General features: G+C 32.2%; 15 protein-coding genes. 3 read left to right on the top strand and 12 right to left on the bottom strand.

Translation table 11 applies throughout. From position 1 onward, the window contains the following. Position 1 precedes the first annotated feature (1 nt). The 10 genes from NK213_RS07005 to NK213_RS06960 form a co-directional block, all read right to left on the bottom strand. Positions 2-772 carry a site-2 protease family protein gene (locus NK213_RS07005; protein ID WP_253348195.1) on the bottom strand — a complete coding sequence of 257 codons (771 nt, stop codon included), beginning with the start codon at positions 770-772 and terminating at the stop codon, positions 2-4. 14 nt (positions 773-786) lie between these two features. Then, positions 787-1,386 carry an HAD family phosphatase gene (locus tag NK213_RS07000; protein ID WP_253348194.1) on the bottom strand — a complete coding sequence of 200 codons (600 nt, stop codon included), beginning with the start codon at positions 1,384-1,386 and terminating at the stop codon, positions 787-789. A gap of 90 nt (positions 1,387-1,476) precedes the next feature. Further along, the gene (locus NK213_RS06995; protein WP_253348193.1) at positions 1,477-2,814 is read right to left on the bottom strand and encodes a ComEC/Rec2 family competence protein; all 1,338 of its coding nucleotides are present in this window, start codon (positions 2,812-2,814) and stop codon (positions 1,477-1,479) included. Further along, positions 2,814-3,338: a competence protein ComGC gene (locus NK213_RS06990; RefSeq protein WP_253348192.1), complete on the bottom strand. Its 525-nt coding sequence runs from the start codon at positions 3,336-3,338 to the stop codon at positions 2,814-2,816. Before NK213_RS06990 ends, NK213_RS06995 begins: the two co-directional genes overlap by 1 nt. 100 nt (positions 3,339-3,438) lie before the next feature. Continuing rightward, entirely contained in the window at positions 3,439-4,056 is a 618-nt protein-coding gene (gene ruvA, locus NK213_RS06985; protein WP_253348191.1) for a Holliday junction branch migration protein RuvA, read from the bottom strand. A gap of 54 nt (positions 4,057-4,110) precedes the next feature. Continuing rightward, the gene (gene murI, locus NK213_RS06980) at positions 4,111-4,887 is read right to left on the bottom strand and encodes a glutamate racemase (protein ID WP_253348190.1); all 777 of its coding nucleotides are present in this window, start codon (positions 4,885-4,887) and stop codon (positions 4,111-4,113) included. A 207-nt stretch (positions 4,888-5,094) separates the two neighbouring features. Next, positions 5,095-5,406: a metal-sensitive transcriptional regulator gene (locus NK213_RS06975; RefSeq protein WP_253348189.1), complete on the bottom strand. Its 312-nt coding sequence runs from the start codon at positions 5,404-5,406 to the stop codon at positions 5,095-5,097. After that, positions 5,393-8,077 carry a heavy metal translocating P-type ATPase gene (locus NK213_RS06970; protein WP_253348188.1) on the bottom strand — a complete coding sequence of 895 codons (2,685 nt, stop codon included), beginning with the start codon at positions 8,075-8,077 and terminating at the stop codon, positions 5,393-5,395. The genes NK213_RS06975 and NK213_RS06970 overlap by 14 nt, the downstream gene beginning before the upstream one ends. Positions 8,078-8,102: 25 nt before the next feature. After that, complete coding sequence (locus NK213_RS06965) at positions 8,103-8,816, bottom strand: tyrosine-protein phosphatase (RefSeq protein ID WP_253348187.1); 714 nt, start codon at positions 8,814-8,816, stop codon at positions 8,103-8,105. A gap of 190 nt (positions 8,817-9,006) precedes the next feature. Further along, entirely contained in the window at positions 9,007-9,579 is a 573-nt protein-coding gene (locus tag NK213_RS06960) for a DKNYY domain-containing protein (RefSeq protein ID WP_253348186.1), read from the bottom strand. 173 nt (positions 9,580-9,752) lie between these two features. Here NK213_RS06960 and NK213_RS06955 point away from each other — a divergent pair, with 173 nt between their 5' ends. From NK213_RS06955 to NK213_RS06945, 3 genes are all read left to right on the top strand, one after another. Next, positions 9,753-10,625: a lipopolysaccharide assembly protein LapB gene (locus NK213_RS06955; RefSeq protein ID WP_253348185.1), complete on the top strand. Its 873-nt coding sequence runs from the start codon at positions 9,753-9,755 to the stop codon at positions 10,623-10,625. Positions 10,626-10,641: 16 nt separating this feature from the next. Continuing rightward, on the top strand, positions 10,642-11,115 hold the full coding sequence (locus tag NK213_RS06950; protein WP_253348184.1) for a hypothetical protein: 474 nt from the start codon (positions 10,642-10,644) through the stop codon (positions 11,113-11,115). 112 nt (positions 11,116-11,227) lie between these two features. After that, a complete protein-coding gene (locus NK213_RS06945) occupies positions 11,228-11,776 on the top strand; it encodes a hypothetical protein (RefSeq protein WP_253348183.1) in 549 nt (182 codons plus the stop codon). A gap of 231 nt (positions 11,777-12,007) precedes the next feature. Here NK213_RS06945 and NK213_RS06940 read toward each other — a convergent pair whose 3' ends face one another. Together NK213_RS06940 and tpx are read right to left on the bottom strand one after the other, a co-directional pair. Continuing rightward, positions 12,008-12,514, bottom strand: a complete 507-nt coding sequence (locus tag NK213_RS06940) for a TlpA disulfide reductase family protein (protein ID WP_253348182.1) — start codon at positions 12,512-12,514, stop codon at positions 12,008-12,010. Positions 12,515-12,532: 18 nt separating this feature from the next. Beyond that, the gene (gene tpx / locus NK213_RS06935) at positions 12,533-13,204 is read right to left on the bottom strand and encodes a thiol peroxidase (RefSeq protein ID WP_253348181.1); all 672 of its coding nucleotides are present in this window, start codon (positions 13,202-13,204) and stop codon (positions 12,533-12,535) included. Positions 13,205-13,332 lie beyond the last annotated feature (128 nt).

Below are 13,332 nucleotides of genomic sequence, written 5' to 3'. Positions count from 1 at the left end.
TTTATCCTCCAAGCAGCTTTATCAAGAAATCAAATACTTTTTCAAATACATTACTGAATAAACCGGCCCATAATAATGCAAATACTATCAGTATCCCGTACTTTTCAATTCTGTCGTAAAAATCTTTTACAGGCTTAGGTGCAAATGAGTATACTATTCTTCCGCCGTCAAGCGGTGTAATCGGAATCAGGTTAAAGACTCCGAGCAGGACATTAATAAAGAAAAAGTAGATAAAAAACTTCACGACTATTTCATGTAAAAAATCTCCTCTCACCATTATATCTTCATAAAAAATATGATACGAATCTGCAAAGAATGTTTTCAACAAAATAAGAGATACTGAAGCCAAAACTAAATTTACAAAAATTCCTGCTATAGACACTACAAAAAATCCTGTTCTGTAAGGACGCAGTCTGTTAAAATTCACAGGAACAGGCTTCGCCCATCCTATCAAAAATTTTACGCCGCATAAAAGAAGAAGTACAGGAAGCAGTAATCCTTGTAAATCTATATGTTTCAAAGGATTAAAAGATAATCTGCCGGCTTTTTTCGCTGTATCATCGCCGAAAAGATATGCTGCATATCCGTGTGCTACCTCATGTGACACAGCAGCTATAATAAATGCTGCAAAAACAATGATATAATCTATGGAAAATTCAAATGACCTGAATGTATTTCCAATTGCATAGACAAGCAATGCTATTACAAAAAGAAGTTTTATCCCGGAAGAATTCGGGTTTGCCTCTTTAAATTTTTTATAAAAATTTTTCATTTTATTCCTCTGTTCTAAAATATTATATTCTTATTTCTCAATCTGTCTGAAAGAGCATTATAATCTGTTAAGTGTATTGTATCTATCCCGATTTTCCCGGCAGCTTCTATATTTTCGGCTATATCATCAATAAACAGAGTCTCTTCGGGCTTCAGATCATATTTATCAAGCAGAAGTCTGTATATTTTTTCATCAGGTTTCACACACTGGTAATACGCCGAAATAATCCCGCCGTCAAAGTAACCAAAAAATTCATGTTTTGAACTTACTGTCTCAAAAGATTCCTTATGAAAATTCGATAAAATATACAAATTATAGTTTTCTTTCAGGCTTTTCAGCAGTTCTGCATTTTTCGTTATTGGTTTCAAAAGGCTGTAAAGATTATCGCCAAACAGCATGTCAATTTCTCTGTCACAGTCTTTCAGCTTTTCTTTAAATATCTTTTTGGCATCATCATAAGAAAGAGTCCCCAGATCAAGCTTTTCCCATTCAGTGCTTTTGAATACCACATCCAGAAATTTTTCTCTTTTCTCCGGACTTACTGATTTATTTACATATCCCGAAGGATCAAATAATATTAACACATTCCCCAGATCAAATATGATATTTTTCATTTTATCACTCCAAAATTTTATATATTTTCTACATTATAGCAGAAATGACCGCAACTGACAAAAATAATTCACTTTAATGAGAAAGGTTTTTTATAGCTTTGTTTCATAATACTTTAAAAACCATATTCCTGCTGTAATTACAGCGTAATAAAGCATTATAATCACCCAGTGTGTCTCAAATCCGGCATTTATCTGCAGCAGCGGAATTTTATCCAGAAAATATATAATTGTCTCAAAGGCATTAAATATGAATTTTATTATTAAAAGCAATATTTTATTAAAAATTTCCACTCCGGAAATATTCAGAAGCAATGTCATAAATACCAGCTGTATCAGTAAAGTACCCACTGGTATTCCTACTACATTGCACATAAATGAAAATACAGGCATTGTCTGAAAATTATACAGAAATACAGGAAATGTCATTATCTGTATTACCAGACTTAAAAGTGCCGTTTTCAGAATATAATCAGCCAGATTATCCTTTACTCTGCATTTAGCAGTATACAGTCTTTCAAAAACAGGATATACAAACAGAATACTTCCCACTGCCCCGTATGAAAGCTGAAATGATATATCAAACAATGAATAAGGAAGTATTGTCATTGTAATTATCAGGGATATAAAAAAAGACTTTCTGCTGTCTTTCTCCTCAAAAAATATTTTTGAAGCTATCATAATACTTCCCGTAATATATGTCCTCAGTACAGAAACCGAAAATCCCACCACTAAACAGTAAATAGTGAGAAATATCCACGTGAAAATATATTTTATCCTGTAAGAGTGTATCGTATTATCAAAAATTTTCAGAAAAACCATAATTATAAGCCCTATATGAAGCCCTGATATTACTATCAAATGTGAGAGTCCGGTGTTTTTGAACATTTTATTAAAATCCTCGTCAATACTTCCCTTTTCACCAAGTACCGCCGCTTTGGCAAATACACCGATATCATACTCGCCGTCAAAAATATTCTCCAGTTTCAGCAGCATAAAGTTCCTCACAAAATTCAATTTTCCTTCTTTGATACCTTTTATTTTTCCATTTATTGTAAATATTCCGTTTTTCTCTTTTACATGCTGTATTTTATATATTAATCTGTAATAACCGTACGAATAACCTGTATTATTAAGAAATATTTTTTTATCAGTATATCTGTTTTCTATTCTCAATACTGTCCCTGTTTTCCCGTCAAACTTCACATAAAGCTTTTTTTCCCCGCTTATATTCCCGTTATATGTCACAAAATTCAGATAAATATAAAAAATAAAGAATAAAATTACATAGATAATATTCTTTTCCTTTGTGACAATGTAAAATAAAACTGTCAAAATCAAGAGAACAACTATAATTCCTGTTATTTTAAAATTCAAATACAAAAATACCGCACATACCAAAACCAAAAATATCCTAACCAGTTCTGTCATTACAATTCCTCATTCCACAGATTGTAATCAAGATAGTTTTCCTCGGACTTCATCGGCTTTTTAGCTTTATATATGCTTATCACAGGATATTTCATGGTATTTACAGTGCTTACAGATATTTTATAATATATTTTCCCCATATTCCTGTCTGTTAAAAATATAGAAAATCCCTTGTCAAAATTACCGTTCTTGGTAGTTTTTCTGGAAAAATCAGCTTTTTTATCAGAATTATTGGAAAAATACCCTATATTTTCAGGAAGCTTCAGTTCTTCTATCACTTCACCGTCTTTTTCCCTGAATATTACTTTTTTCCCGGAAAAGCTAAATTCCAGATAATACTCACTTTCATTCTGAAAACCATACTTCTGTATTTTCCTTATAAATAATGAAAGGTCTGTTTTTACTTTTCCAAATGACTCTGCTCTCTTTCTCTTTTCCATAGAATAAGCAGTAAAACAAAAAAACATACTCACTAACCCTAAAAACAATAATACCTCTATTATTGTATATCCCCTTTTATTCATCATTCCTCCCTTTTTATTTATTTTAATATATATTTCAACAAAAATCAATAAAAAGTTTTTTTAAAATAAAAATCTCTGAATTTCTCCAGAGACTTATATTTTATTTTGATTGTATTTTTTGTAAAATATCTTTTATGGCATCTTCTACACGCTCATATTTCTCCAATTCCTCGTCTTTTATCCACTTTGATACATCTGCATTGGAATATCCGAGAGATTCAAGTGCCAGTTTCAGATCTTCTTTCATCATAAGAGCTTTTGTAGCTGATACACTGCTTTCTGCATCATGGCTTCCGTCCTGTGATATTTCTATTACATTTAGTTTTTTCACCTTATCTTTAAGGTCTACAATTAATTTTTGAGCTTTTTTCTGTCCCAGTCCCGGCACTTTCACAAGAAACTTCACATTTTCCTCGATTACTATGTCTATTACTTCTTTTGTATTAAACGTAGAAAGTATTGCCAGCCCGAGTTTAGGTCCCACTCCGCTTATACTTACCAGTGCTTTGAACAGCTCTCTTTCACTTTCAGTTTTAAAACCGTATAGTGAGAAATCATCTTCCTTTACATTAGTGTAGATAAATAATTTTTCAATATTTTCTGTAAGTTTATCGTAAGTTTTCAGCGAAATAAATATTTTATATGCAACACCGTTTACCTCAAGAGCTACATAATCTATTTTTTTTACAGTAAGCTCACCTTTTATATATTCAAACATAATATACTCCTTATTTTCATGTTCTGTTTTCTAAAACATATTCAGAAATAGATACTAAAGTTTTATCAGTTCTATGTCCTCGATTTCTTCCTCCAAAAACATACTTCCTATATTTCTGAAATTTTGTACACCATCCGATACATAATATTTTGTATGTCCTGTCTTATTTTCAGCCTCATCACTATCTGTTAGTATTCTCTTAAGATCAAGAGCAGTTTCCATCGCCGGATCTATGAGATTCAGATTAGGATAAAGCTTATGAATCTCTTTTTTCAAAAGCGGATAATGTGTGCAGCCTAAAATTAAAGTGTCTACCTTGTCATCAAAATCCCCGAGATAATGTCTTATAATACTCTCTATGATTTCCCCTTCAAGAAGTCCTTCTTCCACCACTGGTACAAATAAAGGGCATGCTTTCTGATATACTATTATATCCTTATTTTTACTTTGTATTTCCTGTTTATACTTCTCTGAATTTATGGTAGCTTTCGTCCCTATTACACCTATTTCATTAGTTTTGGTTACTGAAAGCGCACCTCTCACACCTGCTTCTATTACACCTATTACAGGTATGTCATAATCAGCTTTCAGCTCTTCTATGGCAAGTGCCGTTGCTGTATTACACGCTACCACAAGCGCGCTTATATTCTTTGTCAAAAGAAAATCAGTTATTTCTTTTGAATATCTCACTATTAAATCCTTTGTCTTTTCACCGTAAGGAACACGTGCAGTGTCGCCAAAGTAAAAAATTTCCTCATTTGGAAATATTTTTCTTATTTCCTTTAATACCGTAAGCCCTCCCAGACCAGAATCAAATATTCCTACTGACATAGTATCATTCCCTCATTATATATTTTATATACTTTATTTTTAAAATTAAAATTGATAAGTAAGATATTATATCACATTTAACGCCGGAAATACAAAATCTTTTGCAGATCTGCTTTCTCTGAATATTAATATTTTACGCAAAAAGCTGACTTGTTTTTCCAAAAAAGGTCAAAATTCACAAGTCAGTTTCTGTATTCTATTTATTTATTATTTTATCATTTTTTTTATGGTAACCATTAGTTCGTCTACTACTTCTTCCTTGCCTTCTTTTATCTGTCTTACCACACAGCTGTTTATATGTGCTTTCAGAAGTTCTTTTGATACACCGTCTAATGAGGCTTTGGCAGACATTATCTGATGGAGTATTTCATCACAATATACATCTTCCTCTACCATTTTCTTTATTCCTCTTATCTGCCCTTCTATTCTGTTCAGTCTTTTTACAAGGGAATCTTTCAGGCCGTCTGTATGCTCTGCTTTTCTTTCTTCTTTATTCTCAGTTTCCTTATTCTGCTTCATATCCTGCCTCTTTTATTTTTTCTATAACTTCCTTTGTAACATCTTTTTCTGCACTATACTTTACAGTTCCCGAATCCAGATTCACCGATACAGAGCTTACACCATCCACGCTTTCCGCAGCTGCCTTTACTCTCTTTACACAATGTTCACAGCTCATACCATTTACTTTTAGTTCTTTTTCCATAAAATTCTCACTTCCTTTATATTTTTTTGTTTTTTTTCTAAATTTATAATTTTCGGCTTTAAAAAATTTCAGCCTGAGGGCATTCGTCAATACTGACACAGAACTCAGCGACATTGCCAGTGCTGCAAGCATAGGATCAAGTTTCGGTCCGCCGAATATATAAAATATTCCTGCTGCAAACGGTATTCCTAAAGTATTATAAGCAAATGCCCAGAATAAGTTCTGCTTAATGTTTCTGATAGTAGCTTTGCTTAATTTTATTGCATTAACTACATCCAGAATATCACTTCTTATAAGCACTATATCTGCTGACTCTATTGCTATATCAGTTCCGCTTCCTATTGCTATTCCCACATTTGCCTGAGCCAGAGCCGGAGAATCGTTAATTCCGTCACCAACCATTGCTACGAAATCTCCTTTTTTCTGGTAAGACTTCACGGCATTTGATTTTTCATCAGGAAGAACTTCTGCTATAACTTCGTCTATTCCTACTTGTTTCGCTATATATTCAGCGGTTTTTCTGTTATCTCCCGTCAGCATTACTACTTTTATTCCCATTTCATGCAGTTCTTTTACTGCTTTTGCGCTGCTTTCCTTTACTACATCAGCTATCGCTGCTATTCCTTCTGTTTTCCCGTCTGCGGCAAGGAAAACTACTGTTTTTCCTTCATCGGAGAGTCTGTCAAAATCTTTCTCAAACTCATTTATATCTATGGCATTTTCAGTCATCAGTTTTTTATTCCCCAAAAATACCAGTTTTCCGTTAATTTCACATTTTATTCCGTAACCGGGAATATTTTCAAATTTTTCTGTATTGTATAATTCTATATTTCTCTCTTTGCTGTAAGCTATTACAGCTTCTGCGAGAGGATGCTCCGAACCTTTTTCGGCACTTGCCGCATATTGCAGAAAAATATTTTCATTATTTGCAATAACATCTGTTACTACTGGTTTCCCCTGTGTTATTGTTCCTGTTTTATCGAATATTATTGTGTCTATATTATGCGTAGTTTCCAGAGCTTCTCCGCTTTTTATAAGTATTCCGTTTTCAGCACCTTTTCCAGTCCCTGCCATTATCGCTGTAGGTGTCGCAAGCCCCAATGCACACGGGCAGGCTATTACCAGTACTGCTATAAATATCGTAAGAGCAAACACAAGCCCTGAACCGCTTATATACCATGCTAATCCGGCTAATACTGCTATAAGCATTACTATTGGAACAAAATATCCCGAAATAGTATCAGCCATTCTTGATATAGGAGCCTTTGATCCCTGTGCTTCTTCTACCAGCTTTATAATCTGTGAAAGCATTGTATCTGTTCCTACTTTTGTAGCTTTGAACTCTATACTTCCATTTTTGTTCATGCTTCCGCCGATTACCCTGTCATCTTCTTTTTTCCCCACAGGTATACTTTCTCCTGTAAGCATAGATTCATCAACACTGGTATGACCTTTTACCACTATACCGTCTACGGGTATCTTTTCTCCCGGTTTTACAAGGATAATATCTCCTGTATTTATTTCCTCAATGAGAACTTCATGCGGCTCGCCGTCTTTCATTATTACTGCTTTTTTCGGCTGCAGTCCTATTAATTTCTTTATTGCAGAAGAAGTCTTTCCTTTAGTTTTCGCCTCTAGAAATTTCCCTAAAAGTATAAGAGTAATTATTACCCCTGCTGATTCAAAATAAAGATCCATAGCGTAATGCACATGCCCTGTAAATATCTGGTATACAGAAAACAACCCGTATAATACTGCTGCCGAAGTCCCTACCGCTATCAAAGAATCCATATTCGGACTTCTTTTGAATAAATTTCTGAATCCTCTTATAAAGAATCCGTTTCCCGCTATGAGTATAGGAATTACAAGAATTACCTGAGTAATAGCAAAGTTCCCCGGATTGAATTCAGGATTTATAAAATCAGGAAGATGCAGTCCCATCATATGCCCCATTGCCACATACAGCAGCGGAACAGCAAATATAAGTGAAATAATAAATTTTATTCCCAGACTTCTAATCTCTTTATTATATAAATCTTCCTTTTCCTCTTCTTTCATATCAGCATCCAGCGGTGTGTAACCTGCTTCTGTTATCTTCTCTTTTATTTTGCCTATGCTCACTGTCTCGGGGTCATACTCAAAATATCCTGTACCATTGGCAAAGTTCACAGATGCTTTCTTTATTCCTTCTAATTTTGATACACTTCTCTCTACAGCTGCCGAACATGCTGAACATGTCATACCGCTTATTGATACTGAAACCTTCTTTGTATTTTCATTATCTGCGAGATCGTATCCCATCTTCTTTACTTCACTTTTTATCTTATCAAAGTCATACTTTGTTTCATCATATTCTACTTTTAATTTTTCAGTGGCAAAATTCACATTTGCCTCTTTTATGCCGTCCAGCTTCCCAAGACCTCTTTCTATAGCGCCTGCACATGCTGTACATGTCATTCCCTTTACATCGTATAATTCAGTTTTCATTCTATCCTCCTGTTCTGATTATATGTTAAATATCTTCAAGAAAACTTTCCTTTAACGTTTTTATTTCATTTTCTTTAAGTCCTATTTTTTTCATATAGGCCTCTGCCCCGTGATACTTTTTCTCTATGTGGTTAATAAACTTTTCTATGTATTCGCCTTCTGAGCCGAGATAATCTTTCAGGTTCTCATCATTTTCACTGGCGAATCTATCCAAAACAGAATATAAATTTTCTGTAGTTACGGTATAATCTGCTATTATGTCTTCTTTCGCCGCTCCTGCGAGCATCAAAAGAAGGGCTGCCGTCATTCCTGTTCTGTCTTTTCCTGCGGCGCAGTGGAATAAAATTGTTTTTTCCGGATTATCCGCCATTATCTTAAATACTTTATAGAAGTCTTTTTGGCACGAATCAGCAGTATTCACATATATTCCTCCCAGTGAACCGGAAGACATTTTCAGATCCTTCAGCAGCTGAATCTGATAATATTCCACTTCGCTGCAATGCTGTAAAACATCCGCCCATGACTCATATTCCATTTCCGACCTTAAATCTATATCAATACTAAGTCCATAATCAAGGAGCTTGTCTATATCAGATCTGCTGAGACTTTCAAGACCATCTGCACGGATAAATTTTTTCCATTTCGTTACTTTGCCGTTTTCAGTTTTATAACCGCCTATATCTCTTACATTATGCGCTCCTTCAAGCACAATCTGTCTTTTTTCATTTAGCTCTGTCATATTTCCTCCTTTTAGGTATACCCCCATACCCTATGTTAATATGATACAACTATTTCATTTTTTTGTCAAATAAAAAATTCTGCCGTGTAAAGGCAGAACTATCAAATGCAGGACAGACAGACCGTTTATATAATATCTGTTTTTTTAATTTTATATAAAAACATGATAACTGACATTATTCTGAAAATATTTAACGGTTTGTTTTCTGTCCGCGGTAATATGTATTAAAAGCATCTTTTGCATATTCCTTATTAATTACTTTAAAAGAAAAAGAATGTGCACCATTAATTTTCTCTCCCTTATAATATACATTATAATTATCTTTGGCATACCCGTGGTCTAAAATAATAAAAGAATTCCCGTGCGAACTGTTAATTTTATTTCCTTTATAATAAGCGCCGTAATTATCTTTGGCATATCCCTGATCAAGAGTAATAAAGGAACTGGCAAATACCCCGTTAATTTTATTTCCTTTATAGTAAGCGTTATAATTGTCTTTTGCATATCCATAATCCAAAGCTATAAATGAATTTCCATATGAACCGCTGATCTTATTACCATTATAATAAGCATTAAAGCTATCTTTAGCATACCAGTTATCTAAAATTTTGAAAGAATAAGCGTTCGCTCCACTGATTTTGCTTCCCTTATAATAAACATCGAAAGTATCTATATAATAAGGATTAGAATTGCCTCTTTTGTCGGAAAAACTTATATTAAAACTAAGCATTATAACCAAAATTGTAATCAAGATTTTTTTCATGGGTAACCTCCTAAAAATATTCCTAGTTTTAATATACATCACTATTGTGAAGTTTAAGTGAACACTCAAATTATTTTTTTATTTTATGATTACAGTTAATTTTTCTTCACATATAATTCACATCAACATGATAAAATTTTTAAAGTATCGATAATAAAATTATAGGAGGTAATATGAAAAAAAATTGGATTTTTATCTTGATATTAAGTTTTTCATTAATGTCATTTTCTAATGATAATATTAAGACCGCTGAAGATTTCATGGGAAAAGGAGATTTCAAAACAGCTGAAAAATATTACAAAAAGGCTATAAATAAAGGGTCAGTAGAAGCAATGCTCAATTTAGGAACAATTTACACAGCCCAGTTAAATATAAATGAAGCGGAGAAGCTTTATTTGAAAGCAATAGAAAACAATTCAGATGAAGGGTACAATTATTTATTGCTTTTGTATTATGGCCAGGGGAAAATGGAGTTAGTCGAAAAGTATGCAAAAGCAGCCATTGAAAGGGGAAATGTCTTTGCGGCGAATATTTTGGGAATGTCATATCTGATGGACGAAAAATATGATCTAGCAGAAAAATATTTGAAAATGGCTGTATCTAAAGGAGATACAGACGCTTTAAACAACTTAGGATTATTATATACAGAGCAAGAAAAGTATGATTTAGCAGAGAAATATTTGAAAATGGCTATAGAAAAGGGGAACACAGCAGCAGCAAGTAATTTAGGTTTTTTATATGTAGAAACAGACAGGCTTGATTTAGCAGAAAAATATTTAAAACAATCAGCTGATATTGATGATCAGATTGACGGTATACTAAACTTGGCGTTTCTTTATAAAAATCAAAAAAAATATGATCTAGCAGAAAAATACTTAAAAAAAGCAATAGCAAATGATAGTGTTGAAGGATTGTATGGAATGAGTGTTCTCTCTAAAGAACAGGAAAAATATGAAGATGCAAAATATTACGCGAATTTAGCATTAAAGAAAAATCATCCTAAAGCTGAAAATATGTTGAATGAATTAAAAGACTTAGGTTATTAAAAAAAGGAGGAATTATATGAAAAAAATAATATTGATATTAATGTTCAGCTTTATGTGTACATTTGCCTTAGGTAATAAAAAAGAAAGTGATTATGTAAAAAGTATCATAACTTTACAATCTTATATAAAAAATGAAAAAAATGATAATTTTAAGACAATAATGAAATTTGAAAAAGCAGAGGAATTATCAAATGCTGAAAATCAAGGTACATTTAATGATATGAAATATATTATAAAAAATGTAAAGTATAATAAACAAAAAACCAAGTTTTTGAAGAATCAAATAAAAGTCCCTAATGAAACAGGATTTGAAGAATTAGGAAATTATGTATATATAACTATTTACCCTGAATATAAAAATGGAGAGTTAACTATTACTTGTGACTGGGGAGACGGATATGACGCAGCAGCAGGAAAATTCAATGAAATGAAATTTAAATATGTAAATGGAGAATTAGTTATGTATGAAATGGAGGCATCAGGATTTTAAGCATACAGTATAAATGATTAAATAAAACATAATATATTAATAAGCATATATTTTTTATTTATTCTAAAAAATACAGATTATCTTTAATTTAAAAATTGAAAAGAGGTATAATATGAAAAAAATAACTTTTTTATTGTTAATGATTTTCATGATGTCAATTTCTTATGGAAATAATTATACAACAGCGGATAAAATAAAAATTTTAAAGCAATTCCAACAATTTCAGAAGTCAGTGGAAAAAAACGATAAATCTAAAATACTTAGTTATATATCTTTTCCGGCTGAAATGAATTTTAAAAAAATTAACAGGGAAAATTTCTTAAAGCATTATGATAATGCTGATAAATACTATAATTTGAAATATTTAGATAAAATAGAAATAGATACTCAAAAAGTTGAAAATACTTTTACTTATAATAAAGAAATAAACGATACTTTGTATGAATTTAATTTAGAAATGTATGCTAAATTCATAAGCAGAAAAAATACAGATGATTCAGACTTTTACAAATTAATATCTACAAAAGATGATGTTTTTTTAGTTTCAGTTTATGAATATGACGATCAGGCAAGTAGTGGTGTATATTATATATTTAAGCTGCAAAATGATAAATTGAAATTAATTGAAATAGTCCCGCAAATTGAGTACAGCATGCTGTAAAATTATATTTAGAGTCAGAGTCTTTTAGTATTAAAAACAGAGACTGACAGTTAATAGCTGAAAGTCTCTGTTTTATTGGTCAAAATTAATAATAGGAAGAAAAATACTGAATTACAGCACTTCTCTTTTGAGTATTTAATATTAAATTTCATGAATACCCTACACAGATTTTAAAATTTAAAAATATATCCAAGATAGAAAAGACCGCCCTAAAGCAGTCTTTTCATATATTTATTTAGTTAATTTTTCTACCAGAGTGTCGTAGTTTAGTTCGCCGTCCACTACTTCCGCTATCTTCCCGTCTTTTCCTATTATAACATTAAAAGGAAACGCTTCCAGACCTGTACCATCCAGAAATATATTATTATAATCATAATATGCAGGGAAAGTATATTTATTCTTTGCCAGATACTCTGCTACCACTTCAGGGCTTGAATTATGCGCGCTGTATATGACTACTACATTAGCTTCGTCTTTATGCTTTTCATAAAATGCCTGTATTTCAATAGCTTCGTCACGACAGTGCGGACACCATTCAGCTGCAATAACAAACAAAGTTTTCTTATCTTTTTTCAGAATATCTGTACTTTTAAATGTTTCTTTCCCGTCAACTGACTTTACCTGAAAATCAGGAAATTTAACGCCTTCTGCTACTTCCACCTGAAATTTCCCGGGTGCTCCGCCAGAACATGATATCAAAAATAGCATTCCTATCATTAACATTATTAACTTTTTCATCTTTTACCTCACTAAAATTTATTTTTTTAACATTTCTTTTTCCAAGAAATCTATTGCCTTCTCAAGATCAAGCTGATCTGTAACTTCTTTTCCGTAATCCACATATCTTACTGTATTATCCTCATCTACTATTATTACAGCTCTTGTCAGCAGCTGATATTCCTTCATAAGAAATCCGTTCTTAGCAGAAAATTCATGTGTCTGAAAATCAGACAGAGTCTTCAGATTAGCAATACCGTTATCAGAACAAAATCTCATCATGGCAAAAGGTAAATCATCAGTTACCGAATAAAAAAATACATTTGCATGTTCTTTGGCTTTTTCATCAAGCATTTTTGTCTGGAGAGAACATACAGGAGTATCCAGTGACGGTGCAGTATAAATTAATTTTATACCTTTATCATCTGAAAGTCTCACTTTTTTCATTTTATTAAATTCATTAACAGGGGCAATTAATTCTGCATCTTCTAATTTATCCCCTACTTTTATTCTTTTATTTTCTATTGTTACTTCTACACCGTCTACAGTTACTCTTTCACTTTTAGGAACTTTTTCCTGTTTAGGTGCTTCTTTTTCCGAAACCGCTGTTTCTTTTGTTTCAGTTGTTTTTTCAGTACCGGCTGCTTCTTCTTTTTTTCCACAGCTGAAAATCAGAAATACTGCCATAGTTGCAATCAAAAATTTTTTCACGCCAAATCCTCCTAATGTATTTATATATACAAATAAAAACAACCATTTGAAAAATAATCTAATAAATTAAACTACTGATCAAATTACTTCACTTCCCGATTGTTTTATATAATATTAACTTTTCTGCT

The organism is Sebaldella sp. S0638 (assembly GCF_024158605.1).
Taxonomy (GTDB): Bacteria; Fusobacteriota; Fusobacteriia; order Fusobacteriales; family Leptotrichiaceae; genus Sebaldella.
The sequence above is the reverse complement of the archived record's forward strand: the minus strand, read 5'-3'. Positions and strand labels throughout refer to the sequence as shown.